Below are 22,799 nucleotides of genomic sequence, written 5' to 3'. Positions count from 1 at the left end.
CGGCTTGCCGGGATGCATGTTCAGAAACCGTCGATTCCGGCGGCGCGTAAGGTTTCACTCAGGGCCAGCACCTGCGGGTCGCGGAAAAAAGCGCTCAATTGCGCCGCGCGACTGGGGCCGATTCCGGGTTCTGCCTGCCATTGTTCGGTATTTCGTTGTGCCAGCGCTTGCCATGAATCAGCCAAAGAGGCCTGACCGGTCGGCGGCAACCCCAGGGCTTTGAGCCACTGGGTGAACGGCCGCTGGCGAGCGCTGTGAAAACTGTGGAGCAGGCGGGCGCTGCTGCGCTCGCCGAGGCCGGCAATCTTAGCAAGCTCTGGCTCGTCGAGGGCCAACCAATCCAGCAGGCTGTTCAGTCGGCCTGTATCCAGAAGTTTCTCCCACGTGCCGCGCCCGACATGGGGCAGCGCCAGCCCTTGCTTGCCGCCAAGCCAGATCAGGCGCGCGAGGAATTGACTCTCGCACCCGGGCGTCGGTTGCCAGCAGCTTAGCGGGTGAAAGTCACTGGCGAGAGGAGCGTTCAATTCGACGCGCTCCGTGCTGTGGAGTACGACGCTGTCGAGTCGCGGAATCGTCAGACCGGCCAGGCTGATCGCCACTTGATCGCCGGGACGAATGTCCAGTTCCTGCCAGCGTTTGAGTGAGCTGACGCTGACCCGTCTGATCTGGCGGTCATCAAGCATGACCGGTGCCAGTTCCAGTACAGGGGTGATGCGCCCGGTGCGACCGACCTTGAAATCGACCTTGCGCACATCGGCCAGCGCCTGGGCAAACGGGTATTTCCAGGCCACGGCCCAGTAAGGCGGGCGCGCCTGCCAGCGTTCGGCAGCAGGACGCTGGCTCTGACGCAGGACGATGCCGTCGCTGGCAAAGGGCAGTGGCGAGCGATACCAGTGATCGCGCCACTGCTGCGCATCGGCAAGACCACTGACGGGTTGGCTGTAAGGTTCTGTTGTGGCGAAGCCCAGTGTTGCCAGCCCCGTGATTCGCTCTGCAAGGCTATTCGGTCCTTGGGGCCAGTCCCAGACAAAAAGCCCGATGCCCGCGGCCTGTTCAATACTGAGATCCTTGCGTCCCATCAGGCCGGCGACTGTTGCGCGGGCGTTGGCGCTGCCGGTGCGGGCCTGGATATGGTCGTCCAGCCGCCAATAGAGTTCGCCCTGCACCGAGAGGTCCAGTGGCTGCGTCAGCTGTCGGGGAATGGCGCTGATCTTCTGTGCCGAGGCAGTCCAGTCCTGCCCGCGAACGCCGTCGCCGCGACTGATCGCCTGCTGCAACCGCCCGGCGCGATAGATCAGCGTGACGGCCACGCCATCGACCTTGGGTTGTGCCCAGACGTCCTTGCGGTCGCGCAGCCAGGCTTCGATGTCCGCTGCGTCGTGAAGCTTGTCGAGGCCGGTATGGGCGATCGGATGTGCGACCGGGCCAGCCGCAGTCGGTAAAGGCTTGGACGATGATGGAAGTTTGAAGCACTGGCGCCATTCGCCAAGCCGGATGCGGGACTGATCGTAGAGTTCATCGACGATCAGTGATCGGCCTTCACGGTGATAGGCGTCGTCCCATTGATCGATCTGCTGTTGCAGGGCAGTGATTTCGCTTCGGGCCCGGTCGGCTGGCCAAGTGGGGCATTCGCCAGCGAAGGCGCCGAGGTGGGCGGAAAGCAGCGGGAAAATGCAAAACAGGCGCAGTGTGGCAAGCATCGTGAGCGTCCTTGCTCAGGGAGATACCTGAAGGCTAGCCGGAATTTTCCAGCGGGCCGGTCGGCTGTTTTGCCGGGTGTTTCGCGGCCATGAAAAAGCCCCGCACGGCGAACCGTGCGGGGCTTTTTGTACCGCCAGGAAAATTACAGGCCGGCAGCAGAACGCAGAGCGTCGGCGCGGTCGGTTTTTTCCCAGGTGAAAGTGGAGAAGGTGTCTTCGCCAACAGTCTTGGTCTGCGGAGCACGGCCGAAGTGGCCGTAGGCTGCGGTTTCCTGGTACATCGGGTGCAGCAGGTCGAGCATGGTGGTGATCGCGTATGGACGCAGGTCGAACACTTCGCGGACCAGTTTGATGATCTTGTCATCGCTGATCTTGCCGGTGCCGAAGGTGTTCAGCGAGATCGAAGTAGGCTGGGCCACGCCGATCGCGTAGGAAACCTGGATCTCGCAACGCTCGGCCAGGCCGGCAGCCACGATGTTCTTGGCAACGTAACGGCCAGCGTAGGCAGCCGAACGGTCAACCTTCGATGGATCCTTGCCGGAGAACGCGCCGCCGCCGTGACGGGCCATGCCGCCGTAGCTGTCGACGATGATCTTGCGACCGGTCAGACCGCAGTCGCCAACCGGGCCGCCGATGATGAACTGGCCGGTCGGGTTGATGTGGAACTGGGTGTCCTTGCTCAGCAGTTCGGCAGGCAGCACGTGCTTGACGATCAGCTCCATCACGCCTTCGCGCAGGTCGTTGTACGACACTTCAGGGTTGTGCTGGGTCGACAGGACCACGGCGTCGATACCGACAACCTTGCCGCCTTCGTAACGGCAGGTCACTTGCGACTTGGCGTCCGGACGCAGCCAAGGCAGCAGACCCGATTTACGGGCTTCGGCCTGGCGCTGAACCAGCTGGTGCGAGAAGGTGATCGGTGCTGGCATCAGCACGTCGGTTTCGTTGCTGGCGTAGCCGAACATCAGGCCCTGGTCGCCGGCGCCCTGATCTTCAGGCTTGGCACGGTCAACGCCCTGGTTGATGTCAGGGGACTGCTTGCCGATGATGTTCATCACGCCGCAGGTAGCGCCGTCGAAGCCGACGTCGGAGCTGGTGTAGCCGATGTCGCAGATCACGTCACGAACGATCTGCTCCAGGTCGACCCAGGCGCTGGTGGTCACTTCACCGGCAACGATGGCCACGCCAGTCTTGACCAGGGTTTCCACGGCAACGCGTGCGTGCTTGTCCTGGGCGATGATGGCGTCCAGCACTGCATCGGAAATCTGGTCGGCGATTTTGTCCGGATGTCCTTCAGACACGGACTCGGAGGTGAAGAGGGAGTATTCGCTCATCTCGATGTTTTCCTGAATTTACCGATGGTGAGTGTCGCCAGCCGGTCGCTGAAAATGGCGAACCTGGATCTGGAAACCATTACGTAAGCCTACATAGAGGCTTTCCCCGGGAACGAGTCCCGCAGCGGTGGCCCAACGGGCCAGATCGTCCTGTTCAAACCCCAACCACAGATCACCGCAGGCCTCCCTGGCCCAACTCTGGTTGTGGCTACATAACTCTGTCACGAGCAGGCTACCGCCCGGTTGCAGCAGGCTGGCCATGTGCTTGAGCGCTTCGGCCGGCGCGGCGAAATGGTGCAACACCATGTTCAACACCACGCAATCGGCCTGAAGGCTCACGCCATTCAATGCATCGGCCAATTGCAGGCTGACGTTAGTCAGCTTTTCACGTTCACATACCTGACGGGCCAGTTCGAGCATCGCCGCGCTGTTGTCCAGTGCGGTTACGGTGCCGAAGCGACGCGCCAGTTCCGGCAGGAATGCACCATCGCCGGGGCCGACTTCAATGGCCGTGGCAGCGCCATTGAAGTTCAGTTTGTCGAGCAGGGCCAGCACGCTTTCACGGTACTGCGGCAGGCCGGCAATCAAATCCTGCTGGGCGCGGAATTTCTCCGCGACCCGAGCGAAAAAGTCCTGGCTGTTGGCAGCACGCTGCCCATGGACCTGTGCGATTCGTGTTTCCACGTCGGCCGGCAGCGCCAGATTGTCGACTTCTTCTAACAATGCAGCGTGCAACTTGCCGCCCAGCAACTCGGTGTGGGGCAGGGCGCGGCGATAGAAAACCGCATTGCCTTCACGGCGAGTCGCCACCAGATCGGCTTGTGCCAACACCTTGAGGTGATGGCTCATGCCGGACTGGCCGATATCGAAAATCTGCGCCAGTTCCAGTACGCCGAACGAATCGTTGGCCAGGGCGCGCAATACATTCAGCCGCAGCGGGTCACCGCCGGCCTTGCACAGGGCCGCCAGCTCGTCGCAATCGTCATGGCGAATGGAAGGCACGCGTAAGTTCATAGGGCCAGCAGTCTAGAGACGGCCGGAAAACACCGCAAGGCCAATATCAAAAAGTTTTGATATTGCTCGATGGGTGGCACTTTTTATTGCACTTCTCACTGACCGGTTAACTCTACAGACGAACAGCGGAAAGGTTTCACCAGCCGAAACCGATGTTATCCATTGGAAAAACGCCTCCGGATGACTATCTGTCATTGCCCCGAGGCGCTCGGGTGAGGGAAAATGCCCTCCTTTTTTCCGTTTCAATCTATTCACACCCAGGAGATCAGCGATGCCTAGCCGTCGTGAGCGTGCCAACGCCATTCGTGCCCTCAGCATGGATGCCGTGCAAAAAGCCAACAGCGGCCATCCCGGTGCCCCTATGGGTATGGCAGATATTGCCGAAGTGCTTTGGCGCGACTACCTCAAGCACAACCCGAGCAATCCATCCTTCGCCGACCGTGACCGCTTCGTGCTGTCCAACGGCCACGGCTCGATGTTGATCTACTCGCTGCTGCACCTGACCGGCTACGACCTGTCGATCGACGACCTGAAACAGTTCCGTCAACTGCACAGCCGCACCCCGGGCCACCCGGAATTCGGTTACACCCCGGGCGTCGAGACCACCACCGGTCCGCTGGGTCAGGGTCTGGCCAACGCCGTGGGCTTCGCCCTGGCTGAAAAGGTACTGGGCGCGCAGTTCAACCGTCCTGGCCACAACATCGTCGACCACCACACCTACGTGTTCCTGGGTGATGGCTGCATGATGGAAGGCATTTCCCACGAAGTCGCTTCCCTGGCCGGTACCCTGGGCCTGGGCAAGCTGATCGCCTTCTACGATGACAACGGCATCTCCATCGACGGCGAAGTCGAAGGCTGGTTCACCGATGACACGCCGAAGCGTTTCGAAGCCTACAACTGGCAGGTGATCCGCAACGTCGACGGTCACGATCCGGAAGAGATCAAGACCGCCATCGAGACCGCTCGCAAGAGCCCGCTGCCGACCCTGATCTGCTGCAAGACCACCATCGGTTTCGGTTCGCCGAACAAGCAGGGCAAGGAAGATTGCCACGGCGCCCCGCTGGGTGACGCGGAAATCGCCCTGACCCGTCAGGCGCTGAACTGGAACCACGGTCCGTTCGAAATCCCGGCCGACATCTATGCCGAGTGGGATGCCAAGGAAAAGGGCCGCGCCGTCGAGTCCGAGTGGGACCAGCGTTTCGCTGCCTACTCCGCCGCGTTCCCGACCGAAGCCAACGAACTGATCCGTCGTCTGAGCGGCGAGCTGCCGGCTGATTTCTCCGAGAAGGCTTCGGCCTACATCGCTGAAGTCGCGGCCAAGGGCGAAACCATCGCCAGCCGTAAAGCCAGCCAGAATGCCCTGAACGCGTTCGGCCCGCTGCTGCCGGAAGTGCTGGGCGGTTCGGCTGACCTGGCCGGTTCCAACCTGACTCTGTGGAAAGGCTGCAAAGGCGTCAGCGCCGAAGACGCCAGCGGCAACTACATGTACTACGGCGTACGCGAATTCGGCATGACCGCGATCATGAACGGCGTTGCCCTGCACGGTGGTCTGGTGCCTTACGGCGCGACTTTCCTGATGTTCATGGAATACGCCCGCAACGCGGTGCGCATGTCCGCTCTGATGAAGCAGCGTGTGATCCACGTCTACACCCACGACTCCATCGGTCTGGGCGAAGATGGCCCGACGCACCAGCCGATCGAGCAACTGACCAGCCTGCGCAGCACGCCGAACCTCGACACCTGGCGTCCAGCCGATGCCGTTGAATCGGCCGTGGCCTGGAAAAACGCTCTGGAGCGCAAGGACGGCCCGTCGGCGCTGATCTTCTCCCGTCAGAACCTGCAGCACCAAACCCGTGATGCTGGCCAGATCGCCGACATCAGCCGTGGCGGTTATGTGCTGAAAGACTGCGCAGGCGAGCCAGAGCTGATCCTGATCGCTACCGGTTCGGAAGTCGGCCTGGCCGTTCAGGCCTACGACAAACTGACCGAGCAGGGCCGCAAGGTACGTGTGGTTTCCATGCCATGCACCAGCGCGTTCGACGCTCAGGACGCCAGCTACAAGCAATCGGTCCTGCCGTTGCAGGTCGGTGCGCGTATCGCGATCGAAGCGGCCCATGCCGACTTCTGGTTCAAGTACGTGGGTCTGGAAGGTCGCGTGATCGGCATGACCACCTACGGCGAATCAGCTCCGGCTTCGGCACTGTTCGAAGAGTTCGGCTTCACCCTGGAAAACATCCTGGGTCAGGCTGAAGAGCTGCTGGAAGACTGATCCAGAAGTTTTGTCGTCTGGGCTGCCGCCCATCGCGAGCAGGCTCGCTCCCACATTGGAATGCATTTTCCTGTGGGAGCGAGCCTGCTCGCGATAGCGGTAGTTGAAGCACCGCAACACTGACGGTTTCACCACGGTAATCGAGAACCCCATGCCTCAACCGCGTCCCTACAAAGTTGCACTCAACGGCTACGGCCGGATTGGTCGTTGCGTCTTGCGTGCGTTGTTCGAGCGAGGCTCGACGGCAGGGTTTGAAATTGTCGCGATCAACGATCTGGCCGACATGGCCAGCATCGAATACCTGACACGCTTCGACTCCACCCACGGCCGGTTCCCGGGCGAGGTGAAGGTCGACGGCGATTGTCTGCATATCAATGGCAACTGCGTGAAAGTCCTGCGCAGTGCCACCCCCGAAGGCATCGATTGGGCGTCCCTTGGCGTCGATCTGGTGCTCGAATGCTCCGGCGCCTACCACACCCGTGAAGACGGCCAGCGTTTCCTCGACGCCGGCGCGCCGCGGGTGCTGTTTTCGCAGCCGATGGCCAGCGAGGCGGATGTCGACGCCACCATCGTCTACGGCGTCAATCAGGATTGCCTGACCGGCGATGAACTGCTGGTGTCCAACGCCTCCTGCACCACCAACTGCGGCGTGCCGCTGTTGCGCCTGCTGGACAAGGCGATCGGCCTGGAATTCGTGTCGATTACCACGATTCACTCGGCGATGAACGATCAGCCGGTGATCGACGCCTATCACCACGAAGACCTGCGCCGCACCCGTTCGGCGTTCCAGTCGGTGATCCCGGTGTCCACCGGTCTGGCGCGCGGTATCGAGCGTCTGCTGCCGGAACTTGCCGGGCGAATCCAGGCCAAAGCCGTACGCGTGCCGACGGTCAACGTGTCCTGCCTCGACATCACGATGCAGACCGCGAGCGACACCGACGCCGGCGAGGTCAACCGGATCCTGCGCGAGGCTGCCACCAGCGGCCCGCTCAAAGGTCTGCTGGCCTACACCGAGCTGCCCCACGCAAGTTGTGATTTCAACCATGACCCACATTCGGCCATCGTCGATGCCAGTCAGACCCGCGTTTCCGGCCCTCGGCTGGTGAACATCCTGGCCTGGTTCGACAACGAATGGGGTTTTGCCAACCGAATGCTGGATGTTGCAGAACACTATCTGCAGACAGCGACTTCAAAAAAACCGTAGGAAGTGCGACCCATGACCGTGTTGAAGATGTCCGACCTCGATCTGCAAGGTAAGCGCGTATTGATCCGCGAAGACCTCAACGTCCCAGTCAAGGACGGTGTTGTCACCAGCGATGCGCGTATCCTGGCTTCGCTGCCGACCATCAAGCTGGCCCTGGAAAAAGGCGCGGCCGTGATGGTCTGCTCGCACCTGGGTCGTCCGACCGAAGGCGAATTCTCCGCCGAGAACAGCCTCAAGCCTGTCGCCGACTACCTCAGCAAGGCCCTGGGCCGCGAAGTGCCGCTGGTGGCCGACTACCTGGGCGGCGTTGACGTCAAGGCCGGCGACATCGTGCTGTTCGAAAACGTGCGCTTCAACAAGGGCGAGAAAAAGAACGCCGACGAACTGGCCCAGCAATACGCTGCCCTGTGCGACGTGTTCGTGATGGACGCTTTCGGTACTGCTCACCGCGCCGAAGGTTCGACCCACGGTGTGGCCAAGTTCGCCAAAGTCGCCGCTGCCGGCCCGCTGCTTGCCGCTGAGCTCGACGCACTGGGCAAAGCCCTGGGCGCACCGGCCAAGCCGATGGCTGCCATCGTTGCCGGTTCCAAGGTCTCGACCAAACTCGACGTGCTGAACAGCCTGAGCCAGATCTGCGATCAACTGATCGTCGGCGGCGGCATCGCCAACACCTTCCTCGCTGCGGCCGGTCACCCGGTCGGCAAGTCGCTGTACGAACCGGACCTGCTGGACACCGCGCGCGCCATCGCCGCCAAGGTCAGCGTGCCGCTGCCGGTGGACGTGGTGGTTGCCAAGGAGTTCGCTGAAAGCACCGAAGCGACCGTGAAGCTGATCGCTGACGTCGCTGCCGACGACATGATTCTGGACATCGGCCCGCAAACCGCCGCCAACTTCGCCGAACTGCTGAAGTCGTCGAAAACCATCTTGTGGAACGGCCCGGTTGGCGTGTTCGAATTCGACCAGTTCGGCAACGGCACCAAAGTGCTGGCCGAAGCCATCGCCGAAAGTGCGGCGTTCTCGATTGCCGGCGGTGGCGACACCCTGGCCGCCATCGATAAATATGGCGTGGCTGAAAAGATCTCCTACATTTCCACCGGCGGTGGCGCGTTCCTCGAATTCGTCGAAGGCAAGGTGCTGCCGGCCGTTGAAGTCCTGGGAAGCCGGGCCAAGGCCTGAGGCCGCCCGTTTGGCCAGGCAAAGGAGTGTTCAGATGGTCAAGTCGTTAGCGCTGTTGTTGCTGACCGGTACATTGGCGGCCTGCGGGAGTAACCCGAAGGCTGCGCCGGAGCCGGCACCCGGCGAGGCACAGAAAGGCTGCTATCAGGCCGACTGGCAGGCTGAAACCAACCCGGTGCTGAACAAGCGCTCGGGGCCGGAAGGCCTGGACAAATACGAGACGCAAACCCCGGCCAAGGAACATGGTTGCCCTTGACCGGTCTGACTCTTTAACTCAGGGCCGGCGGCGTGCGCTGCCGGTCGAGGAACACGGATGAAAGGCTTGATTGCCGTTGCGGCACTGGGATTGTTGGGTGGTTGTGCGCAGTGGAACCCGTTCCAGTCGTCCGCCCCTGTGGATAACTGGACCACCTGGACCTGCGACAGCCAGGCCAAGGTGCTGTGGCGCTACACCGATGCCGGCCAGAAGGCAGTCGATGTGCGACTGGGCGGCGGCGATCAGGTCTATCGCCTGAAAGAAGAGCCGGGCGCCTCGGGCGCGCTGTACAGCGACGACATGCTGGCGTTTCACATCAAAGGTAATGAAGGCCTGGTCTACTGGGTCGCTACCAATGATCTGATCGGCCGGGGCTGCAAAGCCGAATAAAACCGAATTTGCTTTATCGAATCACCAGGCCGGGCCTCAACCCCCGATCTGCAATCACTTGAATAGCCGCCGCCGCTCCGGCAGGCTGGCACGATTAACGACCCAAACCGGGAGAGACACACACAATGGCACTTATCAGCATGCGCCAGATGCTGGATCACGCAGCCGAGTTCGGCTACGGCGTTCCAGCCTTCAACGTCAACAACCTTGAGCAGATGCGCGCCATCATGGAAGCCGCTGACAAGACTGACTCCCCGGTGATCGTCCAGGCTTCGGCCGGCGCCCGCAAATACGCCGGCGCGCCGTTCCTGCGTCACCTGATCCTGGCCGCGATCGAAGAATTCCCGCACATCCCGGTGTGCATGCACCAGGACCACGGCACCAGCCCTGACGTCTGCCAGCGCTCGATCCAGCTGGGCTTCAGCTCGGTGATGATGGACGGCTCTCTCGGCGAAGACGGCAAGACGCCGACCGACTACGAATACAACGTCCGCGTAACCCAACAGACCGTAGCCATGGCTCACGCCTGCGGCGTTTCGGTCGAAGGCGAGCTGGGCTGCCTGGGTTCGCTGGAAACCGGCATGGCCGGTGAAGAAGACGGCATCGGCGCCGAAGGCGTTCTGGATCACAGCCAGATGCTGACCGACCCGGAAGAAGCTGCTGACTTCGTCAAGAAGACTCAGGTTGATGCCCTGGCTATCGCCATCGGCACCAGCCACGGCGCCTACAAGTTCACCAAGCCACCTACCGGTGACGTGCTGGCCATCGACCGCATCAAGGAAATCCACAAGCGCATCCCGAACACCCACCTGGTGATGCACGGTTCCTCGTCGGTTCCACAAGAGTGGCTGGCGATCATCAACCAGTACGGCGGCGACATCAAAGAAACCTACGGCGTACCGGTTGAAGAAATCGTCGAAGGCATCAAGCACGGCGTGCGCAAGGTCAACATCGACACCGACCTGCGTCTGGCATCCACCGGCGCCATGCGTCGCCTGATGGCCACCAACCCGAGCGAATTCGACCCGCGTAAATTCTTCGGCGAAACCGTCAAGGCGATGCGCGATGTATGTATCGCTCGTTATGAAGCTTTCGGTACTGCCGGCAACGCTTCGAAGATCAAGCCGATCTCGCTGGAAAGCATGTATCAGCGTTATCTGAAGGGTGAGTTGAACGCCAAGGTCAATTGAGACTGGGTGTTGAGCTGATTTGAAAGAAACCCGCCGTGAGGCGGGTTTCTTTTTGCCTGGGTTTTTTATGTCTAGCTCATATACGTTGCGTGAGATGTCACCTATAACGGACAAAAAGCCGGAACGGCTTACTGAAGTCCGATATAGGTGACATTGATGATCTTGTACAACCCTCCGCTGTTCGGTGAGCGAATCCGTCAGTACAGGCGTGCTAAGGGTTATACCCAGGCGCTGTTGGCGCAGAGAGCGGCGTGCAGCCGTAAGACCATTATGGATCTTGAGGCGGGAGGGAATGTGGCCCTATACACCGTGTTCAGGGTTTTGACAGCGCTGGGAATGGCACTTGATATCGTGGATAACAGGATAGATATCAAATCCTTGGCGGATCTGGTTGAGCACGATGAGTAAGCTGCAACGGAGTCCGTCTACGGATTTTTACAGGAGATGATTTTTGCGTGGGGTAAGAATTATCTAAAAGTCAGAGATCATTGAATAACTCCGCAAGCTCTTCAAGAGTTGGCATTACAGCTGGAATGACAACAAGCTCACTATCCAGAGCCGCCAGGGTGCGTGCGTAGGCGATCATGCTGACAGATGGAGCGCCTTTCTCCACTGCGATGATGTTGTATCGTGTCAGCCCTGCGAGCTCGGCAAGTTGTACTTGCGTCAGGCCACGAGCTATACGTTTTTCGCGTAGTTGATTACCTAGACGGCTGATCAATAGGACGTAGTCCATGTTCCGCTACCGCAACGTTTGAAGGTTCATGTTGTGTAAATACAACATGTCATCCCGAGAAACCCGCCCTGAAGCGGGTTCCTTATATAGAGCTGGTTACTTCGGCTCGACGTGATCCAGCGCCTGATTCACCGCCAGTTCCGCCAGCATCACCACTTGTGCAATACCCAGCGCGGTTTTGCGGTGGGATGTCGGGAGTATCGCGGCGAAGTTGTTGAGCATTTCGCTGGCGGAGCCGAGGGTTTCGCTGGCGTTGGCCAGCAGGGATTCGGTGTTGCAGGCGGGGTTGGCGAAGTACATGCGGTCGGGTTCGTTGACCGTGGCCATGATGCGGGCGCCGGGGCAGAGGTAGTGATCGAGGGCGCGTTCGGCGGCTTCGTTGAGTTTTTTGGGGTCGAGGGAATCGTAGGGGGAGGCCGGATCTGTTTCTGGCGGGTTAGGCGTAGGTTTGAACATAAGCTGAAACTCCTGTAAGGAGCTGCCGGTCCTTCCCTACTAAAAGAAGGGTGGCAGCTGTGCGCAGGTTAGTAGACCGGGGAGTATTCAGCATTGACCGGCGCGCCGAAGCGCCCTGCGCACAGCCACCATCACAGTCAGACTGGAATGTCTGATGGATAGCGCATTGCACGTAGCTGAAAACACCACGGGCTACTAAACCCGATCACTGCGAATCAGTGACCCGAATCAAGTTACCGACGGCCCTCCAGGCGCACAAGCCGGCGGATTCTGGCGTACCGGTAGGCAGCGACGCAAGCCGTTGTAGGCTTCGGGACGTTACGCCGGGCTGGTTTAAACATAACCGTTTAAATGTCAGCGCTGTCCCCGGCGCCATCGCTGGCAGGCCAGCTCCCACAGGTTATTTGTCGTGGTCAATGTCCAGTTTTGAGAACGTCACCTGCCCACCCTCGCTGGTGTACCCGGTGTTGTCCTGCACATACACGCCAGCCTTGAAATACAGCGGCTTGTTGCGCCAGGTCGCGCTGATCTGCGAGTCCCACTGATACCCGGCCGCGCTGATACCCAGCGCGCCACCGGGGCTGAGGTGAATCAGGTAATTGAATTCGCGATCCAGTTTGATCCCGGTCGCCAGGGTAATCACCCGGCCTTCGTCATCGTCCGGGTGCATCCGTACCTTGATCACCAGGTTGCCGGAGTCCAGTTTGCTCTTGTACTGATACTCGAGTTTCACCAGCGGCTTCTGGCTTTCGTAGGCGTGGATCTGCCCGATGACGATCTTGCCGGAGCTGGGCACCTTGTTGACCGAAAGGGTTGCGCGCAGCAGGTTGTCGGCGTCCGGGTAGTACCAGTTGCGCAGGGTGCCGTTGCTGTAGGTCTCGCGCAGTTCGGTGCGCGGGTAGATGGCGTTTTCGGTTTTCGAGCCGGTCACCGGGGACCAGAAGAACAGGGTGCCGGTGTCCGAATGGAAGTACTGATCCTTGAAGCCGTTCACCAGTCTGGAGGTTTCGACGGTGTGGGGCGGGCTGCCAACGGGAACGCTGAGGTTCCAGGTTGCGAGGTCGATCATGTCGGTTCTTCCACTCTGTTTCTGCTGCACGCGCGTGCCAGAAGCTCTAGCCCGCGCCTCTTGGGGGCGGCCTTTATAAGCGCAGAGGGATTTTTTGTTAACGGCCGTCTGGCGGATGATTGGCGCCAACATCCTGTCGAAATGCCATGTTTCCCGGTTTTCGGGGGCTGCAGCGATGACCGTTAGTCGGCTACTTACCGGTTTGGTTAAATGATGGCCTGATGACAGCTACTGCTTTTTCGGATCCAGGACTAGAGTGAAGGCTCAGTAACAGTACGGTTTTCACGAGAAACCGGCCGCGTCCCGATTGGATGTCCCGACAAGAGAAGCAGCATGGAATGCGCGCAAACCCAGCCAGGTGAAGGCAGCTCCGTCCTTTTGATCGTTGATGATTACCCTGAAAATCTGATCAGCATGCGCGCGTTGCTGCAGCGCCAGGACTGGCAGGTCATGACCGCGGCTTCCGGTTTCGAAGCCCTCAGCCTGTTGCTCGAACACGACATCGATCTGGTGCTGCTGGATGTGCAGATGCCGGGCATGGACGGTTTCGAAGTCGCGCGCCTGATGCGCGGCAGCCAGCGAACGCGGCTCACCCCCATCATTTTCCTTACCGCCAATGAGCAATCCCAGGACGCCGTGATCAAGGGCTATGCCAGTGGCGCGGTGGATTACCTGTTCAAACCCTTCGATCCGCAGATTCTCAAACCCAAGGTCCAGGCGTTGCTGGAGCACCAGCGCAATCGCCGGGCGTTGCAGCGCCTGAGTCAGGATCTGGAATCGGCGCGGGCCTTCAATGCATCGGTGCTGGATAACGCCGCCGAAGGCATTCTGGTATTGGCCGAGGATGGCTTGATCCGTTTCGCCAATCCGGCGATTTCCCGATTGCTCAACGCGCCGGTGAAGGAACTGGAAGGGCAGGAGTTTCTCGATTTCCTGCAGAAACCGCACATTCCGCTGTGGGCCGATTCCGAGTTTTATGCCAGTTACAAACGTGGCGAGACGCTGCGTTTACACGACGCATTGCTGCGTACCGCGCCGGGGCAGCAAGTGCCGGTGGCGCTGTCCTGCGCGCCGTTGCCGAGCGAACAGCATGCGATGGTGGTGACGGTGCTGGACATGTCGGTGGTGCGGCATCTGCATCAGCAGCTGGAGTTTCAGGCTGTCACCGACCCGCTGACCGGGCTGCTCAATCGTCGTGGCTTTTACCAGACTGTGGAAAACCTGCTGTTGCGCGGTGAACGCAGTGACAGCAGTTGGGTGCTGATGTACCTCGATCTCGACGGCTTCAAACGGGTCAACGATTCCCTCGGTCACGACGCCGGCGACCGGGTGTTGCGTTGGGTCTCCGAACAACTGAAAGCCTGCCTGCGGCCGTTCGATATTCTGGCGCGGATGGGCGGTGACGAATTCACCGCGCTGCTGGATCTGGAATTCCCCGAGCAGGCGGCGAAGATCGCCGAGAAGCTCATCGAGCGGGTGTCGATCTGTCAGCAGATCGAAGGCATGGACATCGCCCTCGGCGCCAGTATCGGCATCGCCACGTACCCGGATTGCGGCAACAACCTCGACGGTTTGATGCGCGCTTCGGACATCGCCATGTACGAAGCCAAGCGTGCCGGACGCCAGCAGTATCGCTTCTACGATCACGAAATGAACGGCCGCGCACGCTCGCGACTTATGCTGGAAGAGAGCGTGCGCAACGCCATCGAGAACCGCGATTTCAATCTGGTGTATCAGCCGCAAGTGGCAATTGGTGACGGCCGGATTCGTGGTTTCGAAGCACTGCTGCGCTGGCAGCATCCGAGCGTCGGCGACGTGCCGCCAGGGCTGTTCCTGCCGTTGCTGGAAGAGGCGACGCTGATCAGTCGGCTCGGCAGCTGGATCTATCACCGCAGCGCCGGGCAGCGTAAGGCCTGGGAGTCCGAATTTTCCAGGGATCTGGTGCTTGGGGTGAGCCTGAGCAATACCCAGTTCGGTTTGCCGAATCTGGTGACCGAGTTGCGCCAGGTGCTGGAGCGCCATGGCTTGCAGCCGCATCAGATGGAAGTGGAAGTGACCGAGGAGGCGCTGACGATCAACCCGGACGAGACCCGCAAACAACTGAAGCTGCTGCGCAATCTCGGGGTGCGGGTGGCGCTGGACGATTTCGGCTCCGGGTCCTGCTCGCTGTCGCATCTGCGGGATCTGGAGCTGGATACGCTCAAGCTCGATCGCCACCTGATCGCCCGATTGCCGGACTCGTCCCGGGACGCTTCGCTGGTGCGCAGCGTCATCGAACTGTGCAAGGAATACGGTCTGCTGGTGATTGCCGAGGGCGTGGAAACCGTCGAGCAATATCAATGGCTGCAAGCCCATGGTTGCGAGTACGTGCAAGGCTTTCTGGTGGCGCGGCCGTTGGTCGCCGAGGACGCGACGCGCTTCGCCGAGCCGTTCGACTGGAGCGCGTTGGCCGGTTGAATTCGCTACACTGGCGGCCTTTTCATGACCCGTGCCGCCCATGACCGCGTTGAAATACCTCCAGGCCTATCCCGCGCAATTGCAGGATCAGGTGCGCCAATTGATTGCCGAAGATCGCCTCGGTGATTACCTGAGCCAACGTTATCCGGGCCGCCACGATGTGCAGAGCGACAAGGCGTTGTACGGCTACGCGCTGGACCTGAAACAGGAATACCTGCGCAACGCCCCGGCCATCGACAAGGTCTTGTTCGATAACCGTCTCGACCTGACCCACCGCGCCCTCGGCCTGCACACCACGGTGTCGCGGGTGCAGGGCGGCAAGCTCAAGGCCAAGAAAGAGATCCGCATCGCCTCGCTGTTCAAGGAGGCCGCGCCTGAGTTTTTGAAGATGATCGTCGTGCATGAACTGGCGCACTTCAAGGAGTCGGATCACAACAAGGCGTTCTATAAATTATGTGAGCACATGCTGCCGGGCTATCACCAGATCGAGTTCGATCTGCGGGTGTACCTGACGTGGCGGGACATGCAATAAGACATCAAACAACGGAGCGCATGCATGGACGTGAGCAAGACCAAAAGTAGTTTCTACCGGCGCTTGTACGTGGCGTATCTGATCGACAGCGGCCTGGCCAGCAGCGTGCCGGCGCTGACCGACGCCACCGGCATGCCCCGGCGCACGGCGCAGGACACCATTGCGGCGCTGGCGGATCTGGATATCGTCTGCGAGTTCGAACAGGAAGAGGGCGCGCGCAATCACGCGGGGCGCTATCGGATTCGTGAGTGGGGGGCGATTGATCGGGGGTGGATCGAGCGCAATCTGCGGCAGATCAAGGCTGTGCTTGAGTATCCCTGACCTCAGTAGTCCCTTCGCGGGCACGCCCGCGAAGGGGAAGGCTCAAGACCGACGCATCCCGATATGAGGAATGTCATCCTCCAGATATTCCTCACCCGCCACCACAAACCCGTACCGCCCGTAATACCCCTGCAAATGCGCCTGGGCCGACAGATAGATCGGCACTTCTGGCCAACGCTTCTCAGCCTGTTTCAGCGCCTGTTCCATCATTTCATGCCCCAGCCCTTTGCCGCGCCCGGCCGGCGCCGTCAGTACGCGGCCGATCACCACGTCGCCGCCCTGGGATTCCGGGTCCAGCAGGCGCAGGTACGCCACCAGTTGATCACCGTCCCAACCCATCAAATGGCAGGTGTCCCCGTCCAGATCCTGCCCGTCCGGGTCCAGGTACGCGCAGCGCTGTTCGACCACGAACACTTCCGAGCGCAATTTCAAAATGGCGTACAGCTGCTCCAGTCCCAGATCGCTGTGATGTTTGCAGACCCACTCGATTGTCATCTTCCGATTCCTTGAACTACGTCGCCCGATACTAAGCGCCACGTCGAAATATGTCTGTATGGCTGAGAAATCTGTGACAAAGGCCAAAATGCCATCATTCCCTTCTGGCGGCGCCGACATCTTTGTGTAATCTGCTGAGAAGCGCTGTGCAACGGCTTCAATGAGCTAATGTTAGGGCCTGGGATTCGCCGGTAAGGGGCCTTGGGGTTTTGACTGAAAACACGCCGGGCGGCCCGCCCGCTAAGGATTTTCAAGCATGCCGCGATTGCATCGAGCGTTGGCTTTGATCGGATTGCTGTTGCTGGGTCAAAGCGCTGCAGCGGAGAAACTGCGTCTGGTGTTCGACATCTGGCCACCCTTTACCGATGACACCCTGGTCAACGGTGGGCTGGCTACGGACATCGTCAGTACGGCCCTGGCCCGGGCCGGTTATGCCAGCGATTACGAACAGGTGCCGTGGGCGCGGGCGCTGCTCGGAGTTGGCGAGGGGCGTTACGACGTGCTGGTCAACGCCTGGTACAACGACGAGCGTACGAAGCTGGGGCAGTTTTCCGACGAGTACCTGCTCAACCGCGTGCGTTTTCTCAAGCGCAAAGACACCCCCATCGAATACAACAACCTGCAGGAACTGCACACCTATCCGATTGCGGTGGTGCGCGGCTATGCCTATTCCGCGCCGTTCGATGCCGACACGGCGTTGCAGAAAGTTCCTGTGCATAACTTCGCCATGGCCGTGCGCATGCTGGCGGCGGATCGGGTCAAGCTGACCCTGGAAGACGAGTTTGTCGCCCGCTATTACCTGGCCCGTGAATCACCGAAGGTGCGCAACGCCGTGGAGTTCCTGCCCAAGCCCTTGAGCGAGAACAGTCTGCACATTCTGGTCAGCCTGAAGAACCCGCAGCACGAACAGATCGTGGCCGGGTTCGACAAGGCGATTGCGGCGATGAAGGCCGATGGCAGCTATGACAAGTTGCTCAGGCAGCACGGCATGTGAAGCGACTCAATCCTCGGCGGTGTCCTTGATCAAGTGCGCCGCCAGCGTCCGCAACGGGCCTAGCTGACGGCAGATCAGCGCCAGTTGCGTCTGCACCAGCCGTTGGCCTTCATCGATCTCGTCCGCCATTTGCTCAAGCTCATTGGCCAGCGCTTCTTCCTCATCGCTCTGGATCGCAATCGGCTGCTTGCTCGCCAGCCCCTGGGCGATCTCGTCGATGCTGCTGGCCAGTTTCACCCCGGCGCCATCGATCAGATGTTCACGCACCTCGGCCGGCAACTGGGTTTCCCGGTGCGCGCCAAGGCCCGACAGATAACTGAGCAAGGTGTGCGACAGCACCAGGAAGCGGAACCCGACGTCGGCCTCTTTGCGGAAATGCCCCGGCTCCATCAGCATGTTCGCCAGCGTGGTCGACAGCGCCGCGTCGGCGTTGTGCGCGTTACGCCGGGCGAGGCGATAGGCGAGGTCGTCGCTCTTGCCGGCGGCGTATTGCTGCATGATCTGGCGCAGGTAGATGCTGTTGCAGGTCAGGGTGTTGGCCAGCACCTTGTTCAGGCGCCGACCCTGCCAGTCCGGCAGGAACAGGATCACCGTCAGGCCTGCGATCAGGCTGCCGAGCAGGGTATCGAACAGGCGTGGGACAAACAGCCCGTAGCCGTCGCCGACCTGGTTGAAGCAGAACAGCACCATGATCGTGATCGCAGCGGTCGCCACGGTGTAGCGGGTGGTGCGGTTGGTAAAGAACACCACACCGGCGGCGATGGCGAAGCACGACTGCACCAGCGGGCTCGGAAACAGATCGAACAGCGCCCAGGCGATGGTCAGGCCGATGGCGGTGCCGAGAATCCGCTGGCCGAGTTTGCGCCGTGTGGCGCCGTAGTTCGGCTGGCAGACAAACAGCGTGGTGAGGATGATCCAGTAGCCTTGCGATGGGTGAATCAGATGCACCATGCCGTAACCGATACTCAGCGCCAGCGGCAGGCGCAGGGCATGGCGGAACAGCAATGACGTTGGCGTCAGCTGCGTGCGCAGACGCGTCAGGACATCCTTGAAGTTGCGCGGCGAACGGTCGAGCAGGCTGCTGTCGGTGGCATCGGCCAGCGCATCCGGGTTGCTGGCATCGCTGAGCAAGCGGTCGAGTGTGCCGAGGTTGGCCGCCAGTGCCCGCAGCGAGCGCAGCAGCCCGCGCCAGGCCGGGTTGCTCTGGATGCGCAGGTGTTCGAGGGAAGCGTGCAGGTCGCTCAGGGCTTCGGCGAATGTCGCGTCGTAGATGAATGGCTGGCGCATCTGGATCGACTCGGCCAGCGCCCGGCAGGCCTTGCCTTGCTGGCGCAGCAGGCGTTGGCAGCGGAACAGCACGTCGCTATGGAAAAACGCCTCTGCCAGCGCGTTGTAAGGGTAGTGCGAAGAACTGGCGCGTTCGTGAATGTCCTGGGCGAGGAAGTAAAGCTTCAGGTAACGGCTGACTTTCGAGCCGGGGCGACCGTTGCCGACCCGATGGAGAATGATTTCCTTGGCGCTGTTGAGTGCCGCCACCACCCGGCCGTTTTGCTGGGCCAGTTCCAGTCGCCGCGCTTCGACGTCCAGCTGACGGATCGGCTCGAACAGAGAGGCTTTCAACTTCAGGTAATAACCCAGTTCACGGAACAGCCGCGCCAGGCTCTGCTGCACCGGCTGGTTGGAGAACATCGCCTGCCACAAAACCGACAGCAGGCCGTACCACGCGGCACCGGCCACCAGCAGCATCGGCTCGTGCCAGAAATCCGTGACCGCTCCACCGCGCTGGTCCACGCCGATCATGGTGTAGACGGAAAGAATCAGCGTCGCCGAAGCAATCGCGCCATAACGCTCGCCGAGCGCACCGAGCATGGTCAGGCCGAAACTGGCCAGCGCCAAAGCGATGACGAACACGACGGGGTAGGGGAACAGCAATTCCACGGACAACGCCGCAACGCTGAAACACACCAGCGTCACCGCCAGGGCATTGAGGCGGCCCTGCCAACTGTCGTCGGTCTCGGCCAGGGCGCTGGCGATGATCCCGAGGAACAGCGGGATCAGCAGCCCCATTTCATCCTGATACCAGCACAGCGCCATGCTGCCGGTCAGGGCGATGAACACCCGCACGCTGTAGCTGAATTTATCCAGCGCCCACAGGCGCCGCAAAGACTGACGAAACGAGGTCGAGGACATGAAGTGCGAAGGCCTTCCGAGGCGATGCCGCTAAATTGAGCCAGTAATGACGCCGACGCAATGGCGCCGATCACATCTGACAGCAAAAAGTGTTCCCTACAGCTTCGGCGATAGCAAATGTGGGAGCGAGCTTGCTCCGGGCGGCGATCCGACGAATGTATTCTGTCAGTCGACACATATGTTGAATGACATTCCTCTTTCGCGAGCAAGCTCGCTCCCACAGTTTGATTTGTGTTTGTCAGACGTACTGCGCGGCGGCGTAGCCAGAGGCCCAGGCCCACTGGAAGTTGAAACCGCCCAGATGCCCGGTGACATCCAGCACTTCGCCGACAAAGTACAGGCCCGGGCTTTTCAGCGATTCCATGGTCTTGGACGAGACTTCGCGGGTGTCGACGCCACCGAGGGTGACTTCGGCAGTGCGGTAGCCTTCGGTGCCGGCAGGGACGACTTTCCAGCTGCCGAGTTTCTCGGCGATGTCCGCCAGTTCGGCGTGGGTGTACTGCTTCATCGGTTTGGAGACGAACCAGTTGTCCGCCAGCAGGTTGGCCATCTTCTTGGTGAAGATTTCACCGAGCAGGGTTTTCAGTTCGCTGTTCGGGCGTTCGGCGGTCTGCTGTTGCAGCCAGCTCGCGGCGTCGTGATCGGGCAGCAGGTTGATCTCGACCGTGTCACCGGATTCCCAGAACGAGGAAATCTGCAGAATCGCCGGGCCGCTGAGGCCGCGGTGAGTGAACAGGATGTTCTCGCGAAAGCTCTGGTCATTGCAGCTGACCAGGCAATCCACCGAGGTGCCGGACAGTTCGGTGCACAGGTCCTTGAGCTGATCGGTGATGGTGAACGGCACCAGACCGGCGCGGGTCGGCAGCAGGTCGTGGCCGAACTGTTTGGCGACCTGATAACCGAAACCGGTGGCGCCCAACGTCGGAATCGACAGGCCGCCGGTGGCGATCACCAGCGACTGGCACCGGATCTGGCCAAGGGTGGTGTCGAGCAGGTAACCGCCCTCGACTTTCTCGATGGTCTGGATCGAGGTGTCCAGATGCAGGTTGACGCCGACCTGATCGCACTCGTCCAGCAGCATGCCGAGGATGTCGCTGGATTTGTTATCGCAGAACAACTGGCCGAGTTTCTTCTCGTGATACGGCACGCCGTGCTTGGCGACCATGCCGATGAAATCCCACTGGGTGTAGCGGGCCAGCGCGGATTTGCAGAAGTGCGAATTCTGCGAAAGGAAATTGCTCGGCTCGGTGTACATGTTGGTGAAGTTGCAGCGCCCACCGCCGGACATCAGGATTTTCTTGCCGGCCTTGTTCGCGTGGTCGAGCAGCAACACCTGACGCCCACGCCCGGCGGCGGTCAGTGCACACATCAACCCTGCGGCGCCAGCGCCAATGATCACGACTTCGGTAGAGCGCAAAACGGTGTCCTCACACAAAATTCAAATTCACCGGAAACCAATGTGGGAGCGAGCCTGCTCGCGATGTGGTCGGCACATGCAACATAGTTGTTGGCTGACAGTCCGCCATCGCGAGCAGGCTCGCTCCCACAGGGGATCTTCCTTGGATGGAAGATCGCTTACAAAACCCGAACGCGCAGCGAACGACCCTTGATCTTGCCGTTGTTCAAGCGCTGCAGCGCCTGCATGACCACGGTGCGCTCGACGGCCACATAGGACTGGAAGTCGAAGATCGCGATCTTGCCGACCTGGGTGCCCGGAATCCCGGCTTCACCGGTCAGTGCGCCGAGAATGTCGCCCGGACGCACCTTGTCCTTGCGCCCGCCAGCGATGCACAGCGTGCTCATCGGCGGTTGCAGCGGGGCACCGCCCTGGGATTTCAGGTTGTCCACCTGATCCCAGTTCAGCGGGGTTTTCTGCAGTTGTTCGATGGCTTGCGCGCGATGCGCTTCCGACGGCGCCACCAGGCTGACCGCGATGCCTTTCTCGCCGGCACGACCGGTACGGCCGACGCGGTGAATGTGGATTTCCGAATCCCGGGCCAGCTCGACGTTGATCACCATGTCCAGCGAATCGATGTCCAGGCCACGGGCGGCAACGTCGGTGGCCACCAGTACCGAAGTACTGCGGTTGGCGAACATTGCCAGTACCTGATCGCGGTCACGCTGTTCCAGATCGCCGTGCAGGCCGACGGCGGAAATGCCTTTGGAGGTCAGGTGATCGACGGTTTCCTGCACCTGCTGCTTGGTGAAGCAGAACGCCACGGTGGAGGCCGGGCGGAAGTGGTGCAGGACCTTGGTCACCGCGCTCATGCGCTCTTCCGGGGAGATCTCGTAGAAGCGCTGTTCGATCTGGGTGTCGTCGTGGAACGCTTCGGCCTTGACCGTCTGCGGATCGCGCATGAACTTCGACGCCAGTTGTTTGATGCCCACCGGGTAGGTCGCGGAGAACAGCAGGGTCTGACGGCGGGTCGGGGTCTGCTCGATGATGTCTTCGATGGCGTCGTAGAAACCCATGTCGAGCATGCGGTCGGCTTCGTCGAGGATCAGCGTGTTCAGGCCGTCGAGGACCAGCGAACCCTTGCGCAGGTGCTGCTGGATGCGCCCCGGGGTGCCGACGATGATGTGCGCGCCGTGCTCCAGCGAGGCGATCTGCGGGCCGAACGACACGCCGCCGCACAGGGTCAGGACCTTGATGTTGTCTTCGGCGCGGGCCAGACGACGGATTTCCTTGGCGACCTGGTCGGCCAGCTCGCGGGTCGGGCAGATGACCAGAGCCTGGCAACCGAAGTAGCGCGGATTGATCGGGTTCAGCAGGCCGATGCCGAACGCGGCGGTCTTGCCGCTGCCGGTCTTGGCCTGGGCGATCAGGTCCATCCCCTTGAGGATCACCGGCAAGCTCTGCGCCTGGATCGGCGTCATCTGGGCATAACCGAGAGATTCGAGGTTAGCCAGCATGGCGGCGGACAGCGGCAAAGTATTAAAAGCGGTGGCGATGGTGGTCACGGGACTGGCCTGCAAAACAAAATGTCGCGCAGTGTAGCAGCCCCGTGCCACTTTC

21 protein-coding genes are annotated in these 22,799 nt (G+C 60.9%); 11 read left to right on the top strand and 10 right to left on the bottom strand.

The window, feature by feature from the left end:
• Positions 1-20: 20 nt before the first annotated feature.
• The 3 genes from ligB to DLD99_RS26845 form a co-directional block, all read right to left on the bottom strand.
• Complete coding sequence (gene ligB / locus DLD99_RS26855) at positions 21-1,700, bottom strand: NAD-dependent DNA ligase LigB (RefSeq protein WP_114886038.1); 1,680 nt, start codon at positions 1,698-1,700, stop codon at positions 21-23.
• 143 nt (positions 1,701-1,843) lie between these two features.
• The gene (gene metK / locus DLD99_RS26850; RefSeq protein ID WP_011336330.1) at positions 1,844-3,034 is read right to left on the bottom strand and encodes a methionine adenosyltransferase; all 1,191 of its coding nucleotides are present in this window, start codon (positions 3,032-3,034) and stop codon (positions 1,844-1,846) included.
• 18 nt (positions 3,035-3,052) lie between these two features.
• Positions 3,053-4,048, bottom strand: coding sequence for an ArsR/SmtB family transcription factor (locus DLD99_RS26845; RefSeq protein ID WP_085709116.1), 996 nt, complete (start codon positions 4,046-4,048; stop codon positions 3,053-3,055).
• A gap of 271 nt (positions 4,049-4,319) precedes the next feature.
• Between DLD99_RS26845 and tkt the strand changes: the two genes are divergently transcribed.
• The 7 genes from tkt (at position 4,320) to DLD99_RS26810 (ending at position 10,941) form a co-directional block, all read left to right on the top strand.
• On the top strand, positions 4,320-6,317 hold the full coding sequence (gene tkt / locus DLD99_RS26840) for a transketolase (protein ID WP_114886036.1): 1,998 nt from the start codon (positions 4,320-4,322) through the stop codon (positions 6,315-6,317).
• Between the two features lie 151 nt (positions 6,318-6,468).
• Complete coding sequence (gene epd, locus DLD99_RS26835; RefSeq protein WP_114886034.1) at positions 6,469-7,521, top strand: erythrose-4-phosphate dehydrogenase; 1,053 nt, start codon at positions 6,469-6,471, stop codon at positions 7,519-7,521.
• Between the two features lie 12 nt (positions 7,522-7,533).
• The gene (locus tag DLD99_RS26830; RefSeq protein ID WP_114886032.1) at positions 7,534-8,697 is read left to right on the top strand and encodes a phosphoglycerate kinase; all 1,164 of its coding nucleotides are present in this window, start codon (positions 7,534-7,536) and stop codon (positions 8,695-8,697) included.
• Positions 8,698-8,731: 34 nt separating this feature from the next.
• Complete coding sequence (locus DLD99_RS26825) at positions 8,732-8,953, top strand: hypothetical protein (RefSeq protein WP_085688661.1); 222 nt, start codon at positions 8,732-8,734, stop codon at positions 8,951-8,953.
• Between the two features lie 57 nt (positions 8,954-9,010).
• On the top strand, positions 9,011-9,343 hold the full coding sequence (locus DLD99_RS26820) for an MliC family protein (RefSeq protein ID WP_114886030.1): 333 nt from the start codon (positions 9,011-9,013) through the stop codon (positions 9,341-9,343).
• A gap of 125 nt (positions 9,344-9,468) precedes the next feature.
• A complete protein-coding gene (fba, locus tag DLD99_RS26815) occupies positions 9,469-10,533 on the top strand; it encodes a class II fructose-bisphosphate aldolase (RefSeq protein ID WP_007959708.1) in 1,065 nt (354 codons plus the stop codon).
• Between the two features lie 156 nt (positions 10,534-10,689).
• A complete protein-coding gene (locus DLD99_RS26810; protein ID WP_114886028.1) occupies positions 10,690-10,941 on the top strand; it encodes a helix-turn-helix transcriptional regulator in 252 nt (83 codons plus the stop codon).
• Between the two features lie 70 nt (positions 10,942-11,011).
• Here DLD99_RS26810 and DLD99_RS26805 read toward each other — a convergent pair whose 3' ends face one another.
• The 3 genes from DLD99_RS26805 to DLD99_RS26795 all read right to left on the bottom strand — a co-directional run bounded on the left by DLD99_RS26805 (position 11,012) and on the right by DLD99_RS26795 (position 12,794).
• Complete coding sequence (locus DLD99_RS26805; protein ID WP_114886025.1) at positions 11,012-11,269, bottom strand: helix-turn-helix domain-containing protein; 258 nt, start codon at positions 11,267-11,269, stop codon at positions 11,012-11,014.
• 96 nt (positions 11,270-11,365) lie between these two features.
• The gene (locus DLD99_RS26800) at positions 11,366-11,725 is read right to left on the bottom strand and encodes a DUF6124 family protein (protein ID WP_114886023.1); all 360 of its coding nucleotides are present in this window, start codon (positions 11,723-11,725) and stop codon (positions 11,366-11,368) included.
• Positions 11,726-12,125: 400 nt separating this feature from the next.
• Positions 12,126-12,794 (bottom strand): polysaccharide lyase family 7 protein, encoded by a 669-nt coding sequence (locus DLD99_RS26795; RefSeq protein ID WP_114886022.1) that lies wholly within the window; start codon positions 12,792-12,794, stop codon positions 12,126-12,128.
• Between the two features lie 333 nt (positions 12,795-13,127).
• On the opposite strand from DLD99_RS26795, the gene DLD99_RS26790 reads away from it, so the two are divergent.
• From DLD99_RS26790 to DLD99_RS26780, 3 genes are read left to right on the top strand one after another with little or no spacing between them, the layout of a single operon-like run.
• A complete protein-coding gene (locus DLD99_RS26790) occupies positions 13,128-15,251 on the top strand; it encodes a putative bifunctional diguanylate cyclase/phosphodiesterase (RefSeq protein WP_114886020.1) in 2,124 nt (707 codons plus the stop codon).
• 40 nt (positions 15,252-15,291) lie between these two features.
• The gene (locus DLD99_RS26785; RefSeq protein WP_114886018.1) at positions 15,292-15,783 is read left to right on the top strand and encodes a M48 metallopeptidase family protein; all 492 of its coding nucleotides are present in this window, start codon (positions 15,292-15,294) and stop codon (positions 15,781-15,783) included.
• A gap of 24 nt (positions 15,784-15,807) precedes the next feature.
• Complete coding sequence (locus DLD99_RS26780) at positions 15,808-16,104, top strand: winged helix-turn-helix domain-containing protein (protein WP_085580718.1); 297 nt, start codon at positions 15,808-15,810, stop codon at positions 16,102-16,104.
• 42 nt (positions 16,105-16,146) lie between these two features.
• Here DLD99_RS26780 and DLD99_RS26775 read toward each other — a convergent pair whose 3' ends face one another.
• A complete protein-coding gene (locus DLD99_RS26775) occupies positions 16,147-16,599 on the bottom strand; it encodes a GNAT family N-acetyltransferase (RefSeq protein ID WP_011336314.1) in 453 nt (150 codons plus the stop codon).
• A 256-nt stretch (positions 16,600-16,855) separates the two neighbouring features.
• Here DLD99_RS26775 and DLD99_RS26770 point away from each other — a divergent pair, with 256 nt between their 5' ends.
• Positions 16,856-17,593 carry a substrate-binding periplasmic protein gene (locus DLD99_RS26770; protein ID WP_114886016.1) on the top strand — a complete coding sequence of 246 codons (738 nt, stop codon included), beginning with the start codon at positions 16,856-16,858 and terminating at the stop codon, positions 17,591-17,593.
• 6 nt (positions 17,594-17,599) lie between these two features.
• Here DLD99_RS26770 and yccS read toward each other — a convergent pair whose 3' ends face one another.
• The 3 genes from yccS to dbpA form a co-directional block, all read right to left on the bottom strand.
• A complete protein-coding gene (gene yccS, locus DLD99_RS26765) occupies positions 17,600-19,783 on the bottom strand; it encodes a YccS family putative transporter (protein WP_114886014.1) in 2,184 nt (727 codons plus the stop codon).
• A 238-nt stretch (positions 19,784-20,021) separates the two neighbouring features.
• Complete coding sequence (locus tag DLD99_RS26760; protein WP_114886012.1) at positions 20,022-21,200, bottom strand: BaiN/RdsA family NAD(P)/FAD-dependent oxidoreductase; 1,179 nt, start codon at positions 21,198-21,200, stop codon at positions 20,022-20,024.
• A 158-nt stretch (positions 21,201-21,358) separates the two neighbouring features.
• Positions 21,359-22,744, bottom strand: coding sequence for an ATP-dependent RNA helicase DbpA (gene dbpA, locus DLD99_RS26755; protein ID WP_085709131.1), 1,386 nt, complete (start codon positions 22,742-22,744; stop codon positions 21,359-21,361).
• Positions 22,745-22,799: the final 55 nt, after the last annotated feature.

Source organism: Pseudomonas kribbensis (genome assembly GCF_003352185.1).
GTDB lineage: Bacteria > Pseudomonadota > Gammaproteobacteria > Pseudomonadales > Pseudomonadaceae > Aquipseudomonas > Aquipseudomonas kribbensis.
Note: the sequence above shows the minus strand (reverse complement) of the source record. Positions and strands in the feature narration are given on the sequence as shown.

Bases quoted from the DNA above. Each gene is read 5' to 3' on its own strand.
- DLD99_RS26805 (WP_114886025.1), bottom strand. From the start codon at position 11,269: ATGGACTACGTCCTATTGATCAGCCGTCTAGGTAATCAACTACGCGAA.
- DLD99_RS26770 (WP_114886016.1), top strand. From the start codon at position 16,856: ATGCCGCGATTGCATCGAGCGTTGGCTTTGATCGGATTGCTGTTGCTG.
- fba (WP_007959708.1), top strand. From the start codon at position 9,469: ATGGCACTTATCAGCATGCGCCAGATGCTGGATCACGCAGCCGAGTTC.
- metK (WP_011336330.1), bottom strand. From the start codon at position 3,034: ATGAGCGAATACTCCCTCTTCACCTCCGAGTCCGTGTCTGAAGGACAT.
- DLD99_RS26800 (WP_114886023.1), bottom strand. From the start codon at position 11,725: ATGTTCAAACCTACGCCTAACCCGCCAGAAACAGATCCGGCCTCCCCC.
- DLD99_RS26795 (WP_114886022.1), bottom strand. From the start codon at position 12,794: ATGATCGACCTCGCAACCTGGAACCTCAGCGTTCCCGTTGGCAGCCCG.
- DLD99_RS26830 (WP_114886032.1), top strand. From the start codon at position 7,534: ATGACCGTGTTGAAGATGTCCGACCTCGATCTGCAAGGTAAGCGCGTA.
- DLD99_RS26785 (WP_114886018.1), top strand. From the start codon at position 15,292: ATGACCGCGTTGAAATACCTCCAGGCCTATCCCGCGCAATTGCAGGAT.
- DLD99_RS26845 (WP_085709116.1), bottom strand. From the start codon at position 4,048: ATGAACTTACGCGTGCCTTCCATTCGCCATGACGATTGCGACGAGCTG.
- DLD99_RS26775 (WP_011336314.1), bottom strand. From the start codon at position 16,599: ATGACAATCGAGTGGGTCTGCAAACATCACAGCGATCTGGGACTGGAG.
- DLD99_RS26825 (WP_085688661.1), top strand. From the start codon at position 8,732: ATGGTCAAGTCGTTAGCGCTGTTGTTGCTGACCGGTACATTGGCGGCC.
- epd (WP_114886034.1), top strand. From the start codon at position 6,469: ATGCCTCAACCGCGTCCCTACAAAGTTGCACTCAACGGCTACGGCCGG.
- DLD99_RS26780 (WP_085580718.1), top strand. From the start codon at position 15,808: ATGGACGTGAGCAAGACCAAAAGTAGTTTCTACCGGCGCTTGTACGTG.
- ligB (WP_114886038.1), bottom strand. From the start codon at position 1,700: ATGCTTGCCACACTGCGCCTGTTTTGCATTTTCCCGCTGCTTTCCGCC.
- yccS (WP_114886014.1), bottom strand. From the start codon at position 19,783: ATGTCCTCGACCTCGTTTCGTCAGTCTTTGCGGCGCCTGTGGGCGCTG.
- tkt (WP_114886036.1), top strand. From the start codon at position 4,320: ATGCCTAGCCGTCGTGAGCGTGCCAACGCCATTCGTGCCCTCAGCATG.
- DLD99_RS26810 (WP_114886028.1), top strand. From the start codon at position 10,690: ATGATCTTGTACAACCCTCCGCTGTTCGGTGAGCGAATCCGTCAGTAC.
- DLD99_RS26820 (WP_114886030.1), top strand. From the start codon at position 9,011: ATGAAAGGCTTGATTGCCGTTGCGGCACTGGGATTGTTGGGTGGTTGT.
- DLD99_RS26790 (WP_114886020.1), top strand. From the start codon at position 13,128: ATGGAATGCGCGCAAACCCAGCCAGGTGAAGGCAGCTCCGTCCTTTTG.